The organism is Streptomyces montanisoli, from assembly GCF_017813245.1.
Classification (GTDB): Bacteria; Actinomycetota; Actinomycetes; order Streptomycetales; family Streptomycetaceae; genus Streptomyces; species Streptomyces montanisoli.
Genome location: NZ_JAGIQL010000008.1, coordinates 1 through 14835 on the forward strand (window position 1 = coordinate 1; position 14835 = coordinate 14835).

Genomic DNA, 14835 nt, shown 5'->3' on the forward strand with positions numbered 1-14835 from the left:
CGCGTGCGCCTGGGGCGCGCCCTGTGTGCGCCGGCGGGCAGGCCCGATGCGGCCGGGCGCCGCGCTCGCCGGGCGTCTGTGCGGCTGTGCGGGGTGCGGGCGCGTTCGCCTGGTCCGCTCGCGTCGGGCGGGTCAGGCGATGTGTTCCGCGTCCATTTCTTCCTGGAAGCGGCGGTACGCCTCACGCAGTGGCGCACGCAGTGTGTTCTCGCTCAGCGGGCCGCCCGCGCGGCCCCTGATGTCGTACATCTCCATGAGGTAGCGGCCCAGTTGGCGCTCGTTGGGTGCGTCGCCGTTCTCGCTGATGAACTTCCTGAAGGCGTTGTAGACGTGCTCCTCGCGTTCCGAGGTGTCGGGCGTCTGGGTGGCCGGGGGCGGCGGCGTCGTCGGCTCGGGTGCGTTCCCGGCCTCCGGCTCCGGCTCCGGGCCGAACTCCGGCTCCGGGCCGAACTCCGGCTCGGGTGCCGGGGCTTGGCCCGGGCCCTGCGGCGGGAGTACCGGGGTCGGCTCAAGGCCTTCCACGTACGTGGGGTTGTACGCGCCCTTGTAGGCGGCCTGAGGGAGGCTCTGCGCGGCGAACCACGGACTGGCGTCCTGCGGTTGGTCGTCCTCCTGCAGCTCGGCCCACTCCTCCTGCTCCCAACGCGGGTCCTGGTACGGCTCCTCGTACGGCTCGTGGCCCTGCCGGTCCTGCTGTCCGAACGGCGCGGGCGGCGCCTGGCGTTGGCCCGGGAGGTGGGCGCGTGGCGGCTCGACGGCCGGTGCCGCAGGCGGCTTCGCCAGATCGACGTTGCCGGCACCGGCGCCGGCGGGCGCGGCGGGGACGATCGCCGCCACCGCGTCGATGCCCGCGGCGGCGAGCCCCGCGGAGGCCGTGTCCGCGAGCGGCACGCCGTACTTGGCGAGGCGCAGCGGCATCAGCGACTCCACCGGGGCCTTCCTGCGCCAGCCGCGGCCGAAGCGGGCCTGGAGCCTCGACTGGTAGATCAGCCGGTCCTGTTCGAGCTTGATGACCTGCTCGTAGCTGCGCAGCTCCCACAGCTTCATCCGCCGCCACAGCAGGAACGTCGGGACGGGCGACAGCAGCCAGCGGGTCAGCCGCACGCCTTCCATGTGCTTGTCGGCGGTGATGTCGGCGATCCTGCCGACCGCGTGCCGCGCCGCCTCCACCGTGACGATGAACAGCAGCGGGATGACGGCGTGCATGCCGACGCCCAGCGGGTCGGGCCAGGCGGCGGCGCCGTTGAAGGCGATCGTCGCGGCCGTCAGGACCCAGGCGGCCTGCCGCAGCAGGGGGAACGGGATGCGGATCCAGGTCAGCAGCAGGTCGAGCGCCAGCAGCACGCAGATGCCCGCGTCGATGCCGACGGGGAAGACGACCGCGAAGGCGCCGAAGCCCTTGCTCTCGGCAAGCGCGCGCACGGCCGCGTACGAACCGGCGAAGCCGATGCCCGCGATGATCACCGCGCCGCTGACGACGACGCCGACCAGTATTCGATGCGTCCGTGACAACTGCATCGCGGCCACGCGCGATCCCCTCCCGTTGTCGTCCTCAGGGCCTCACGGCCTCGAAGGCCTCAAGGCCTCAGGGACCCACCGGGCCCCCGTCTGCCGCCCTCCGGCGGGGCAACAGCCTTGCACACGCGTACGGATGCCCGGGGCGCCGGGGCGTCAGCCCGTCGTGCTCGCCTTCTTGGACGGCGACGCCGAGCCGGACGGCTTCGCGCCGGACTTCTTGCCCGACGTGCCGTCCGACTTGGCGCTCGACTTGCCGCTCGACTTCGACGGGCTCGGCGAGGACGACTTCGAGGAGCCGGAGGACGGGGACGCCGTGCCGGAGCCCGAGCCGCTGCCGCCGCTCGTGATCACCTCGATCGCGCCCTTCGCGGCCGACACCGCGTCCTTCGAGATGTCCGACACGCTCGGCGACTTCTCGCCCGCGTACCCGGCGCCGTTGTACGTCAGCGCCAGGACCACGTTGTCCGCGCGCGCCACAACCGTCGCGTAGGAGAAGTCCTCGCCCGTCTTGCGCAGGGTGTAGGTGATCGTGGTGGCCTGGCTGCCGATGCCCGTGGCCGGGTGCGTCATGACGCTCTTGGCGCCCGACGTCGTCTGCGCGACCTCGATGGCGTTGGCGTACTGCTTGGACGCCTGCGCGTCGCCGCTGCCGATCGTCGACTGGGAGTCGTAGCGCTGCAGCGAGACTTCGAGCCAGCGGTACTGGGAGCCGTCGACGCCCTTGTTCTTCAGGCCGTTCCAGTGGCAGCTGCCGTGCGCGTTCACGTCCGTCGACGTGCCGGCCGTGCCGCTCTTGTCCTTGGAGGACGGGACGAGCTTGCCGATCGTCTTCGAGTCGATGATCTTGCAGGCGTCCGGAAGGGTGCGGTACTTCGCCGGCGTGACGGACGGCGAGGCCTTGGCGGTCTTGCTCGACGCGGAGGCGTCCGCCGCGTCCTTGCCGCCTCCGCTGCCTGAGCCGGAGCCGGACGAGCAGCCGGCGACGACGAGCAGCGCAGGAACGGCCGCGGCGGCGAGGATGCGGGGGAGTCGCGAGGCTGATCGGCGCATGGTTCCTTCAGTCGTTGCTATCGGGCGGTCATTGCTGTCGTGTCCGAGCCGCCACGTTAACCGCAGGAAGGCCGGCGCAGGGCCCGGGCGCCGGGGACCGTCCCCTCATCGCGGGGTCCGTGCGGACCGCCGCCGGGCGCCTACTGGTCGAACTCGTCGGCCAGCTTCTTGGCCAGCGCCTGCGCCCTGTCCTGCAGTTCCTTGCTGTCGGGGACCTCGTCCGGATGCGTCGGCTGCTGCGTGTACGTGACGGTCACGATCACGTTCGATGTGCGAAAGACCACGCTCACGGTCCGGTTCTGGGTGGCCGATCCGGACTGGGTGAGCTTGTCGTTCACGTACGCGGCGTCGCCGAGCCCGCTCAGCGTGCGCGGCAGCAGGTCCGGGGCCGAGGTGTCGCCGTTGGCGCCCCCGCCGGAACCGGAGCCGGCGTCCGATGAGTCCGCCGAGCCCGTGGCCGTGGCGGACGGCGAGCCCGAGGGCGACCCCGACGGGGATCCCGACGGGGATCCGGACGGCGAACCGCCGGTCTGGCCGTCGGAGCCGCTGCCCGGCCCGCTGCCGCCGTTCGTCCCCGTGTCCGTGGACGCCGACGAGCCCGGGGTCGGGATGTGCGCTGCCTGCTGCTTCTTCGTGAAGACCTGCTTCGCGCGGTCCGCGTCGCTGACCGACGCGTCGTACGAGACGACGCGCTCGATGTCCACCGACAGCCGGTGCGACGAGCTGGGCGAGTCGGCCTTCCAGCCGCACCCGACCCTGCGGTCCGTGTCGTACGTCACGGCCGGGGTGCCCTGCAGGGCGCGCTCCTGCTGGTCGGGGCTGAGGGAGGAGATGCCGGGGAGCAGGTCCTTGAGCATGGACGTGGGCACGGCGCCGCAGGGTTCGAGCAGCGTGCGGTACTTGCCGGGCGCGGGCATCGACAGCGTCGGGTCGCCCTGCTTGGGGTCGGTGGGCGACGCTCCTGCGCTGCCGCCCGACGTGCAACCGCTCGCGACGAGCGCGACGAGCAGGGCCGCGAGGCCGGGCGCGTACACCTTGCGTAGCGCGCCGCGCTGTACGCCACGGCGCGCCTTGTGCGCGATTCGCTGCACGGTGCGGAGCCTCCTGGGGGACGTGTCGGTGATGGCGGCCGGCGGTGAAAAGCGTTTGCCGCGCTGGGGCGGACGATGGACACAATGTGTACCGCACACGCCGTCGGCGCTGATGGGCGGCCCTTTCGCCACCATTCGGCACCTCGTGGGGCGCGGTGCGCTCCGTGTGCCCTGTGGGGTGGCCGGTGCGCCGTGTGCATCGTAATTCTTCGGCGGGAACAGGGAGCTGAAGAAGCCGCGAAACGGGTTGAAGCGCTCGAATCGGGTGAACCCGGCATGAGCAACGTCGGGCTGTCTCGTTCCGGCGCACAGTGACAATCGGGGGTATCGAGCACCATGACATATGTAGAGGTTCCGGGTCAGAAGGTCCCGATCCGGATGTGGGCGGACCCGCGCGGCGTCGAGGACGCGGCGATGGGGCAGCTGCGGAACGTGGCGTCGCTCCCGTGGATCAAGGGCCTCGCCGTGATGCCGGACGTGCACTACGGCAAGGGCGCGACGGTCGGTTCCGTCATCGCGATGCAGGGCGCGGTGTGCCCGGCGGCGGTCGGCGTGGACATCGGCTGCGGGATGTCCGCGGTGAAGACGTCGCTGACCGCGTCCGACCTGCCCGGCGACCTGTCCCGCCTGCGCAGCAGGATCGAGCGGGCGATCCCGGTGGGCCGGGGGCTGCACGACGAGCCGGTGGACCCGCACGGGACGCACGGGTTCGCCACGGCCGGCTGGGACGACCTCTGGAACCGGTTCGGGCGCCTGGCGGAGTCGGTGAAGCACCGGGAGAGCCGGGCCAGGAGGCAGATCGGCACGCTCGGCTCCGGCAACCACTACATCGAGGTCAACATCGGGCACGACGACGCGGTGTGGCTGACGCTGCACTCCGGCTCGCGCAACATCGGCAAGGAGCTGGCCGACCACCACATCGGCGTCGCACAGGGCCTGCCGCACAACCAGGGGCTCGTCGACCGCGACCTCGCGGTGTTCGTCTCGGACACGCCGCAGATGGCCGCGTACCGCCGCGACCTCTACTGGGCGCAGGAGTACGCCAGGTACAACCGGTCGATCATGATGGGGCTCCTGAAGGACGTCGTGCGCAAGGAGTTCAAGAAGGCCGGCGTCACGTTCGTGCAGGAGATCAGCTGCCACCACAACTACGTGGCGGAGGAGCGGTACGACGGCATGGACCTGCTGGTCACCCGCAAGGGCGCGATCCGCGCGGGCGGCGGCGACCTCGGGATCATCCCGGGCTCCATGGGCACGGGCTCGTACATCGTGCGGGGCCTGGGGAACGCGGCGGCGTTCAACTCCGCGTCGCACGGCGCGGGCCGCCGCATGAGCCGGAACGCGGCGAAGCGCCGCTTCTCCACGAGGGATCTGGAGGAGCAGACGCGGGGTGTGGAGTGCCGCAAGGACTCGGGTGTGGTGGACGAGATCCCCGGCGCGTACAAGCCGATCGAGCAGGTCATGGAGCGCCAGACGGATCTCGTCGAGGTGGTCACGAAGCTGCGGCAGGTGGTGTGCGTCAAGGGGTGACGGGGGCCGGGCGACGGGCGCAGGCGCCCCGGATGCCCGCTGCCCCGTCACACACGGTGTGACGGGGCAGCGGGCTGCGGGCAGCAGGCTGCGATGCTCAGTCCGCGCAGGTGAGGCGTGCCAGGCCCCAGTCCGCGTGGTCGTAGTTCTTGTTGTCGCCGCCGTCGCCGACGACGAGGCCGAGCGTGTGCACGCCGGTGACGTCGACGGTCAGGTCGACCGCGCTGTCCCCGCCACGGAGCACGCCGGTCGTCGCGAGCCGGCGGCCGTCGTCGCCGAGGACGGTGAACGTGACGCTGCCGTTCCCGTTCGTCTCGTCGTCGACGCCGACGTGGGCCTCGAAGCGGGTGCAGCGGCCCTGGAGGTCGATGCCCACCTGCGAGGGCGCGTTCATGCCCAGGCCCTTCGCATACACGGTGCCGCCCACCGTCAGGGGCTGCCCGTCCTGCCCGCCGGCCTCGCCGTTGGACATGTCGCGCTCGACCGGCCCGTAGCCGTTGGTCTCGGTGAGGAACGGCTGGTCACTGGCGTAGACGGTGCCGTGCAGCGGGATGGACAACTTGACGACCTTCTCGACGTGGATGGGCGGGACCTTCCCGCCCGCCGGGTCGGCATAGGTGACGACCACGGGCACGTCGATCTCCCCGCCCGGCTGGTCCTTGCCGACCGTCACCGTCCAGTTGCCGTCGAGTGCCCTGCCCGCCGGGAGCGTCCCCGCCCTGACGTCGCGGCCGGTGACGCTCCAGCCCGCGGGGAGCCGGTCGCGGTCCACCGTCATCCGCACCCTGTGCAGTGCGGCTCCTTCCGGCAGCGTGAACGTCGCGCCGATCCCGGCCTTCTGCCCGGGGCCCGCGGTCACGGCCGCGGGGTCGAGAGTCAGGGAGGCGGCGGGCGCGGTGACGACCGGCTCCTCGCAGTCGGTGCGGCCCCTGGTGGCGGGGCAGGCCAGCGTGACGAAGCCGCCCTCGGCGGCCGTGGGGACCGCGAGGGTGTCCGCGGCGGTCACCGTGCGGACGGTGCGCCGCAGCCGGCCGTCGCTGTCGCCGATCGTCTCCACGAGCCACCTGCCCTTGCCCAGGAAGCCGAGCGGCGCCTTCATCGTGTCGCTCGTGCCGGCGAGGATGCCCCCGACGAACCAGCGGTGCCCGCTGCGGCGTGCGATGACGGCCTGGCGGTCGCCGGCCGGCTGCGCGCCTGGGCCTCCGGAGACCAGCCGGGTCTCGTCCCAGGTCGTGGGGAGCTGTTCGAGGAAGCGCTCGGCCACCGGATGCGCGGCGAACCCCTCGGGGTTGTCGCCGAGGCTGGTCCAGCCGGACTCGAAGACCACGGGCAGCGCCAGCTCGTGCCCCAGGGAGTCCTGCCGGCCAGGACGCGAGAACCACGTCGGCGTGTAGTCCATCGAGCCGACGATGTTGCGGGTGAATGCGAGGAAGATATCGCGGGTCGAATGCTGCCCGTTCTCCTCCCCGCGCACCGCCTCGACGCTCATCACCTGCGGCCAGGTGCGCTGGAGCCCGCGGGGGATCGTCGCGCCGTGGAAGTCGATCATGAGCTTGAGCCTGGCCGTGTCACGCAGGATCGCGTCGTACCACTGGAAGGTGGACTGCGAGTCCGAGTACATGTAGTCGACCTTGACGCCCGCGACGCCCCACGCCTTGACCTTCGGCAGCCAGGCGTCGCGCTGCTGCTGGGTCTTCAGGTCGTTCCAGTCGAACCAGAGGATCACGTCGACGCCCTTGGCGCGCGCGTAGCGCACCAGCTCGGGGACCCAGCTCGCCTGCCATCCGGCGTCCACGAGCGTGTACTGGAGCCCGTGCTCGGCCGCGTAGTCGACGAAGTCGCGCTGCCGGCCGTAGTCGCCGGGGCTCGATCCGTCGCTCAGCCAGGACCAGTCGTCCACGCCGGGACGTATCCACGAGGTGTCCCTGACCTTGGACGGCGGGGCGAGGTCGTCCACGAGGGTGGAGCCGACCAGCGTGTCCAGGCTTCCCACGATCGCGGTGCGCCACGGCGTCGCCAGCGGCCCGTCCGACGTGACGGGCGCGCCGTCGGCGAGCGCCACCGAGTAGGCGGAGCCGCCGGCCACATGGTCGAGATGGCTGCCGGAGTACCGGCCGTCGACGTCCGCCTCCGTGAGGAGCACGTAGGTGCCACCGACCTCGAACAGCGTCGGGTAGCCGAACGAGCACGTGTCGCCGGTGCACGTGCCGGGCCGCGCCTCGTTGGCCGCGCCCGCGGTGGTCTCGGTCCGCTCGGTCTCGTAGCTGGTCACGTACGGCTGCAACCAGGCCTTGGCGTCCGTCGGGACCTCGAACGTCGACGCCTCGCTCTCGACGGTGACCGGACCGCGGTCGTTCAGCAGGTACCGGTAGGCGACGCCGTCGTCCGACACCCGCACCACCACGCCGAGCCGCGCTCCGTCGGCGCCGCGGAAGGTGAACGTCGCCTCCCGCATGGTGGCCGAACGGCGCAGCTGCTTGCCGGTGGTCATCCGGTAGGACTCGTGGACCGTGCGGTCGTGCCTCTTGACGAGCCGCAGGCCCTTCGTCAGATCGTGCCGTGCGGTGCGGATGCCGAGCCGTCCCGGCAGCAGCACGGGCGCGCTGCCGCGGTCGACCGCGAGGCGCAGCTCGCCCGCCGAGTCGAGATCGAGTTCGGCGCTGAGGGTCGAGCGGCCGGGCTCGTTCACGGTCCAGGTGTTCGCGGGGTGCGGTGCGGTGGGGTGCGGTGCGGCGCCGGCCGGCGCGGCGGCCGCCACGGCCAGCCCGCTGCCCAGCAGCGCCGACAGTGCCACCCCGGACACCGCCCGCCGGAATCTTTCGCGGATGGATCGCATGTGCAGCCTCCGGGACTTGACGGCCCTTCACAAACAACTACGAACTTTTCTCACAGTTTTCCACCACATGCCACCGGAACTCAACACGCCGTCACGTGCGAGTCCGAAGCCGGACACGTCGGCCGGTCGGCCTACTCCCGGTCGGCCTACTCCCGGTCGTGGGGCGGCGTCAGGAGCGGGAAGACGCGCGCGATCGCGGCGACCGCCACCGCGTCGCGCGGCCGGCGGGACGGGGAGGCGTCGCGCACCGCGTAGGCGCGCAGCCGCTCCTCGAAGGAGCGTGCCAGCTCGGCCGCCTCGGACGGGGTCAGGTACACCACCGCGCTGACCGCCTCGTCCTCGCGCCCACGCCACTCCAGGGGCGCCCGCTCCCGGTGCTCCAGCCAGCGGTCGTAGCTCTCGTTCTCCAGCGCGCGCGTCAGCGTGGCGAATTCGGCGCCCGGTCCGTCGCTTGCCGGTGTCGTCCCGTCGTCGCCGGTGTCCTCCCAGCGCAGCCGCCACGGCTTGGCCCGGCCGCCAGCGTGAGGGGCTTCCTCGATCAGGCCGTACCGGGCGAGTTGGCGCAGGTGGAACGAGCAGAGACCGGAACTGTGCCCGAGATGCCGCGCCGCCTCCGTCGCCGTCAGCGTGCCGTGCTCCGCCAGCAGGTCGAGGAGCGCGAGGCGCACGGGGTGGTCGGGGAGCAGGCGCGGGGCGGTGGGGGCGAAGCGGGGCAGTGGTTCGTCGCTCATTTTGCAAAGCGTGCTACTTTGCAAAGCCCTGTGCAAGCCGCGGTCGCCGGTGGTCGCGCCCCGGCCCGTTCCCCGAGGAGTACGCATGGCCGAGACCGAGCGGCGCGGAACGCCGCGGCCCGTCACGCTCGTCGGGGAGGAGATCCTGCGGCGGCGGTGCCGTCCCGCCGGGGCCGCCGACTTCGGGTCGGCCGAACTGGCCGCGCTCGTCGACGACATGTTCGCCACCAACTCCGTCGCGGAGGGCGCGGCCATCGCCGCGAACCAGGTCGGCGTCGATCTGCGGCTGTTCGTCTGGGACATGGACGACGACTGGGGCGTCCGTCACGTGGGGCACGTACTCAACCCGGTGCTCGACGAGCTTCCCCCGGGCGAGCGGCGGCTCGTCGAGGAGTGCGAGGGGTGCCTGTCCGTCCCCGGGCCGCAGCGCGTCGTCGCGCGTACCGACAGGGCTGTCGTGCGCGGGTTCGACAAGGACGGTGAGCCGGTCGTCGTGGAGGGGCGCGGCTACTTCGCCCGGTGCTTGCAGCACGAGACCGATCATCTCCACGGCCGTCTCTACCTCGACCGTCTCGCCCGGCGCGAACGCCGCGACGTGCTGCGGGAGATGGAGGAGCTGCGGGACGGTGTGCTCGCCCGCCGGGCGCGGCGGGCGGGTGCGTGGTGACCCCGCGGGGCGCACGCGAAGGCGCCGGCCTCCTCGGGGGAGGCCGGCGCCGTGCTCGCCGTGTGTCAGATCAGCCAGCCGACGAAGTGGATGAGGCCGGCGAGGACACCAGTGAGGATGTTCATGTTTCGTTCTCTCCTTGCTGCGTGCTGCCCTGAGGGCGCGCACTACTGGGACTGTTCCCGCCTCGTGGGACTGGGCGGGAGCGCTCGTGACGGTCCGCGGCCGGTCACTCGCACACAGTGAGCATCACCCATTCGGAGGTGTCCGCGCCAGTAGGTTGCCGCCCCCTCACCTGAACTGATGATCTTTCGATCAGGCGTTCAGTTGATGTGAGGATCTGGCTTACAGCTCCGTGTCGTGCAGCTTCCTCGCGCGCTCCAGTGCCCTGTCGAAGTCCCGCTGCGTGTCGTCCGCCCAGTGCAGCAGGTCCGCCAGCAGTCTCGTCAGGTTCTCGCCCGGACTCGACCGCCAGCTCTGGCCGCTGGCGGTGTGGCCGGAGTACGCGTACGTCTCGACGGCTTCGCCGCCGCGCCTCGCGCCCTCGTCGTGGGCCCGCGTGGTGAAGTTGTCGGTCATCACTCGCTCCTCGCCTCGATGTGGGTCCCGGTCGTCGGCCGGTTCGCTCAGAGCTCCCTGTGCACCTTGGTGTTGGACGCCTGCGCGCGAGGCCTGACGACCAGCAGGTCGATGTTGACGTGGCTGGGGCGGGTGACGGCCCAGGTGATCGTGTCGGCCACGTCGTCCGCGGTCAGGGGCGCCGCGACGCCCTCGTACACCTTGGCCGCCTTCGCCGTGTCGCCGTGGAAGCGCGTGGTCGAGAACCCCTCGGTCTTGACCATGCCCGGCGCGATCTCGACCACCCGTACCGGCGTGCCGACGATCTCGAGGCGCAGCGTCTCGGCGAGCACGTGCTCGCCGTGCTTGGCGGCGACGTATCCCGCGCCGCCCTCGTACGTGCCGTGCCCCGCCGTGGACGAGACGATCACCACCGTGCCGTCGCCGCTGCCGGTCAGCGCGGGCAGCAGCGCCTGCGTGACGTTGAGCGTGCCGAGGACGTTCGTCTCGTACATCTGCCGCCACTCGGCGACGTCGCCGCTGGCGACCGGGTCCGCGCCGAGCGCGCCGCCCGCGTTGTTGACCAGGACCTCGACCGCGCCGGGCGCCGTCTTCGCGAGGTCCGCGGCGAAGGCGTCGACGGCGGCGCGGTCCGTGACGTCGAGCCCGTGGGCGCTCGCGCTGCCGCCTGCCGCGGTGATCTCCTCGACGAGCGAGGCGAGGCGGTCCTCGCGGCGCGCGGTGGCCACGACGTGGTAGCCGGCGGCGGCGAGCTGCCGTGCGGTCGCGGCGCCGATGCCGCTGCTCGCGCCGGTGACGACGGCGGTGTGACGGTCGGCGGCGGCGGTCATGGGTGTTCTCCTCGCGCGTGTGGTCTCTGCCGAAACCCCAGGATAGGCAGGGTGCCCTAGAGGCCGGACGGGCGGTCGCGGCCGGCTCCTGAGCGTTGCCCGGCGTTCGCCGCGCCGTCAGCGGCGAGGCGTTCGCCGCGCACGTCAGCGGCCACGCGGCGCGAACATGATCAGCGCCATGCCCACCAGGCAGACCGCGGCACCGGCGATGTCCCAGCGGTCCGGGCGGTAGCCGTCCGCGACCACGCCCCAGACGACGGAACCGGCCACGAAGACACCGCCGTACGCCGCGAGGACGCGGCCGAACTGGCCGTCCGGCTGGAGCGTGGCGACGAAGCCGTACGCGCCGAGCGCCGCGACGCCCGCGACGATCCACGGCCAGCCGCGCCCGCCCGCGGTGCCGTCGCCGCGCACGCCCTGCCACACGAGCCAGGCACCGCCGATCTCGAACAGTGCGGCGAGTACGTAGAGCGCGGCGGAGCGGAGCACGAACATGGCCACAGCGTGCCACGCGGGTGCGCGGCCGCCGCGCCGCGCCGGCGGCGTGCGCGCTCGACGTTCGTGTACGGACGCGCGCGTCAGGCCGCCGTCCCGTCCCCGAACTCCCGCACCGCCTCGGCGACGATCTCCGCCAGGTGCCCGTGGTGCGCGCCGCGCCAGTAGACCTTGCCGCAGGCCGCGCACCGGGCGAACACGTCGTACGACCGCATCGTGCCCTGCTGGAGCCTGGCACGCACCGACGCGTCGTCCTTGTCGGCCGCCGTCAGGACGCCGTTGCACGCCGTGCACCTCGTCCAGGGGGCGAGGGCGGGTGCGAACCGCCCGAGCACGTCGCGAAGTTGGTCCACGGGACGGTCGCTGTATACGTACGCGCCCGCCCACAGCGCGCTGCGGCGCAGCAGCCCGCGGTCGCGGGAGAGCATGACGCGGCACTCGGCGGCGGACCGCCTCGCGAGCTCCGCGTCGCCGACGTCCTCGCTCTCGTACGCCGCGTCCACGCCGAGGAGGCGCATCCTGCGGGCGAGCGTGCCGAGATGCACGTCGAGCAGGAAGCGCAGCGGCGCGCCGGGCACGGCCTGGGGGCGCGGGCGCGGCCGCACCCCGACGGTCTCGCCGGCGGACGGCACGTGCGAGACGGGCACGGGCCGACCGTCGACCAGCAGCCTGCCCACCTCGGTGAGCGGGATCCCGAGCGACTGGACGACGTGGCCGAGCGTGGACGAGCCGTCCGTGACGACGGTGAAGACGCCGTGGCGGCGCTCGGCGGCGACGAAGAGGCGCAACTCGGGGGCGACGCCGAGCTGGATCGAGGGTCCGTTCACCCCGTCAGCATGGCATCGGCGCTCAGGAAGCGGGCGGAGTTTCCGTTGCCTCCATCGCTTCCCACTCCGCACGCTCCTCCGGGGAGGCGGCCAGGTCGAGGCGCCAGTTGTTGCAGCGCATCATGCTGCCCGGCGGGTACTCGAAGGCGCACTCCCCGAGCAGGGTGTAGCCCGCCCTGCGGCAGACCGCGTTGGAGCCCGGGTTGGTCACCGAGGGGAACGCGTGCAGGAAGCGGTGCGCGCGCTGGGCGCGCGCCTGCTCGGCGACCGCACGCGCCGCTGCCGCGGCGATGCCCCTGCCCTGGAACGCGGCGAGCAGCCCCCAGCCCGACTCGTACATCCCCCGGCCCTGCCAGACGTGCTCCCAGAAGCCGACCAGGCCCACGGAGGGCGCGGGCGCGTGCGACTCCTCCGGCACGAGCACGACGCGGAACATCCTGTCCTCGGCGGCGCTCCGCGCGCTCATGCCCACATACCGCCGGTGCCTGACGAGCACCTGCTCGTCCGTCTCGGGGCCGCCGAGGTGCGTCATCAGCTCCGGCGCGTTCAGGGCGCGCAGGAGGCCGAGGTCGGCCTCCGACCACGGTTCGAGCAGCACTCGCGGTGCCTTCCTCTCCATACCGGTCCACGGTACGAGGGGGGTCTGACAACCGCGCCCGGCCACTCAGACAGCGCGCCCGTACGCGGTCGGTGACACGCCGACCGTGGCCGTGAAGTCCCGCACCAGGTGCGCCTGGTCGCTGTAGCCGAGGTCCGCGGCCAGCGTGCTCCAGTCCGCCGTGCCGCCCGCCGCCTCGGCACGTTCGAGCGCCTCGTGGATGCGGTAGCGCAGGATGACCCACTTCGGGCCCACGCCCACGTACCCGGCGAAGAGCCGTTGCAGCGAGCGCGGCGAGAGACCGCCCGCCTGCGCGAGGGCGTCGACCCGCCGCATCGAGCGGTCGCGGCGCACCAGGTCGGCCAGCGCCGTCGCCCTCGCCACGTGCGGTGCGTGCTCAGGGGCGGGCGCGGCCGCCACCACCGCGAGCAGGTAGGCGTCCAGCGCGGCGACCCGGTCGTCCTCCGCCTCGGGGCCGAGGACGGCCGCGATGTCGTCGTCCGTCACCGGCATGGCCTCGGCCAGCGGGATCTGCCGGCCCGTCCAGTCGGCGACGGAGCGCCCGGGGGAGAAGGGACGGAAACCGCCCGGCCGGAACTGCACCCCGCACACGCGGCCGCGTCCGGCGAGCTTCTGCACGAACAGCTCGTGGCGGATGCCCGCGATCTCGGCGAACGGGCGGCTCTTGTGCGTGCCGGGGCTCTCCCTGGCGAAGTGCTGGAAGACGACGTTGACCGAGGGGTGCGGCACGACCTGGGACGCGTACGGCTCGTCCAGGTCCCAGTCGATCAGCCAGTAGTGCTCCAGGAAGGGGCGCAGCTCCGGCGCGGGCTCCCTGCGCCGGAAACGCACGCGCGCGAAGAGGCCCCCGGCGTCGACGATGCCGCGCGTGTCACGGCGTGGGCCTGCCATGCGTCCGATCGTAGGCGGCGGCCGGGGCGCGTGCGTCCGGTGGCGCGTTTGTTCAAGACGCGCCACGCGCCACGCGCCGTCGCCTAGCGTCGGCCGTATGAGCGAGAAGATCAGTGACCTGTTGGAACGCGCCGCGGCCCGCACCGTTCCGGTCGTCCGCGGCATCGAGGACGAGCAGCTGTCCTGGCCGACGCCGTGCGGCGACTACGACGTGCGCACGCTGGCCGGCCACCTCTACCGCGTGGTGGTCAACTTCCGGGAGCTCGCGGCCAAGCGCGACTCGGACTTCAGCCAGCAGTCCATGCCACTCGAAGGGGACTGGCGGACCGGCTTCGCCGAGGCGACGCGTCGTCTCGTCGAGGCCTGGGCCGAGCCGGGCGCCGAGGAGGGCACGACGGGCGCGAGGGCCATGCCCGCACGCACGGTCGGGTGCATGGTGCTCGGCGACCTGGTGGTGCACGGCTGGGACCTGGCACGCGCGACGGGCCTGCCCTACGCCCCGTCCGGCGTGGACGCGACGTTGCTGGACGAGCTCGGTCCGCAGTGGGCGCAGCTGGCGCCGACCGGGCGGAAGATGGGCGTGTTCGGGCCCGAGTTTCCCGTGGCCCCCGGGGCGGGCAGGTTCGAGCGGCTGCTCGGGCTCACCGGCCGGGACCCGGAGTGGACGCGCGAGGCGCGCGCCGGGGCGTGACAGGATCGCCGGAGGAGGCTCACCGATGACCGAACGCAAGCCGCCGGGCGTCAACTTCGAGACGTGGGTGGACCGGCAGATCAGGGACGCCCAGGAGCGCGGCGTCTTCGACGGCCTGACCGGCGCGGGCAAGCCGCTCGTCGGGCTCGACAGGCCGTACGACGAGCTGTGGTGGATCAAGGACAAGATGCGGCAGGAAAACCTGTCCTACCTCCCGCCGACGCTGGCCCTGCGCAAGGAGGCCGAGGACGCGCTCGTCGCCGCGAAGCGCGCGCCGTCGGAGGGGAAGGTCCGGCGGATCGTGGCGGAGATCAACGAGAGGATCGGCGCCCTGCTGGCGAAGCCGCCGCCGGGTCCGCCGCTCGGGATCCGTCCGTTCGACGTCGAGGAGATCGTCGCGGACTGGCGCAGGCGCCGCCGCGCGGGCTGAGACGTCCGCGCCCCCTGCGCTTCCGCGCCCCGCCCCTTGCGGGGAGTGAA

The 14835-nt window shown here is 72.6% G+C and carries 15 protein-coding genes; 4 read left to right on the forward strand and 11 right to left on the reverse strand.

Annotation, left to right across the window (positions count from 1 at the left end):
- Positions 1 to 132: 132 nt before the first annotated feature.
- From JFN87_RS03740 to JFN87_RS03750, 3 genes are all read right to left on the reverse strand, one after another.
- Positions 133 to 1527 (reverse strand): DUF2637 domain-containing protein, encoded by a 1395-nt coding sequence (locus JFN87_RS03740; RefSeq protein WP_209338402.1) that lies wholly within the window; start codon positions 1525 to 1527, stop codon positions 133 to 135.
- A gap of 144 nt (positions 1528 to 1671) precedes the next feature.
- Positions 1672 to 2568, reverse strand: coding sequence for a DUF3558 domain-containing protein (locus JFN87_RS03745; protein ID WP_209338403.1), 897 nt, complete (start codon positions 2566 to 2568; stop codon positions 1672 to 1674).
- Between the two features lie 140 nt (positions 2569 to 2708).
- Entirely contained in the window at positions 2709 to 3659 is a 951-nt protein-coding gene (locus JFN87_RS03750) for a DUF3558 domain-containing protein (protein ID WP_307865286.1), read from the reverse strand.
- A 336-nt stretch (positions 3660 to 3995) separates the two neighbouring features.
- Here JFN87_RS03750 and JFN87_RS03755 point away from each other — a divergent pair, with 336 nt between their 5' ends.
- Positions 3996 to 5189, forward strand: coding sequence for an RtcB family protein (locus tag JFN87_RS03755; RefSeq protein WP_209338404.1), 1194 nt, complete (start codon positions 3996 to 3998; stop codon positions 5187 to 5189).
- Positions 5190 to 5286: 97 nt separating this feature from the next.
- Here JFN87_RS03755 and JFN87_RS03760 read toward each other — a convergent pair whose 3' ends face one another.
- Entirely contained in the window at positions 5287 to 8025 is a 2739-nt protein-coding gene (locus JFN87_RS03760; RefSeq protein WP_245178695.1) for an NPCBM/NEW2 domain-containing protein, read from the reverse strand.
- A gap of 146 nt (positions 8026 to 8171) precedes the next feature.
- The gene (locus tag JFN87_RS03765; RefSeq protein WP_209338405.1) at positions 8172 to 8756 is read right to left on the reverse strand and encodes an ArsR/SmtB family transcription factor; all 585 of its coding nucleotides are present in this window, start codon (positions 8754 to 8756) and stop codon (positions 8172 to 8174) included.
- A gap of 85 nt (positions 8757 to 8841) precedes the next feature.
- Here JFN87_RS03765 and def point away from each other — a divergent pair, with 85 nt between their 5' ends.
- Positions 8842 to 9423 (forward strand): peptide deformylase, encoded by a 582-nt coding sequence (gene def / locus JFN87_RS03770; protein ID WP_209338406.1) that lies wholly within the window; start codon positions 8842 to 8844, stop codon positions 9421 to 9423.
- A 345-nt stretch (positions 9424 to 9768) separates the two neighbouring features.
- Here def and JFN87_RS03775 read toward each other — a convergent pair whose 3' ends face one another.
- From JFN87_RS03775 to JFN87_RS03800, 6 genes are all read right to left on the reverse strand, one after another.
- A complete protein-coding gene (locus tag JFN87_RS03775; protein WP_030911194.1) occupies positions 9769 to 10002 on the reverse strand; it encodes a hypothetical protein in 234 nt (77 codons plus the stop codon).
- A 47-nt stretch (positions 10003 to 10049) separates the two neighbouring features.
- A complete protein-coding gene (locus JFN87_RS03780) occupies positions 10050 to 10832 on the reverse strand; it encodes an SDR family NAD(P)-dependent oxidoreductase (protein ID WP_209338407.1) in 783 nt (260 codons plus the stop codon).
- Between the two features lie 144 nt (positions 10833 to 10976).
- Positions 10977 to 11327: a YnfA family protein gene (locus JFN87_RS03785; protein WP_209338408.1), complete on the reverse strand. Its 351-nt coding sequence runs from the start codon at positions 11325 to 11327 to the stop codon at positions 10977 to 10979.
- Between the two features lie 83 nt (positions 11328 to 11410).
- Entirely contained in the window at positions 11411 to 12154 is a 744-nt protein-coding gene (locus JFN87_RS03790; RefSeq protein WP_209338409.1) for a Mut7-C RNAse domain-containing protein, read from the reverse strand.
- Between the two features lie 22 nt (positions 12155 to 12176).
- On the reverse strand, positions 12177 to 12773 hold the full coding sequence (locus JFN87_RS03795; protein WP_209338410.1) for a GNAT family N-acetyltransferase: 597 nt from the start codon (positions 12771 to 12773) through the stop codon (positions 12177 to 12179).
- A gap of 45 nt (positions 12774 to 12818) precedes the next feature.
- Entirely contained in the window at positions 12819 to 13664 is an 846-nt protein-coding gene (locus JFN87_RS03800; protein WP_209338411.1) for a helix-turn-helix domain-containing protein, read from the reverse strand.
- Positions 13665 to 13761: 97 nt separating this feature from the next.
- Between JFN87_RS03800 and JFN87_RS03805 the strand changes: the two genes are divergently transcribed.
- Both JFN87_RS03805 and JFN87_RS03810 read left to right on the forward strand, forming a co-directional pair.
- Positions 13762 to 14355, forward strand: a complete 594-nt coding sequence (locus JFN87_RS03805; RefSeq protein ID WP_209338412.1) for a TIGR03086 family metal-binding protein — start codon at positions 13762 to 13764, stop codon at positions 14353 to 14355.
- A 25-nt stretch (positions 14356 to 14380) separates the two neighbouring features.
- Positions 14381 to 14785 carry a DnaJ family domain-containing protein gene (locus tag JFN87_RS03810; protein ID WP_209338413.1) on the forward strand — a complete coding sequence of 135 codons (405 nt, stop codon included), beginning with the start codon at positions 14381 to 14383 and terminating at the stop codon, positions 14783 to 14785.
- The last annotated feature ends 50 nt before the right edge of the window (positions 14786 to 14835 follow it).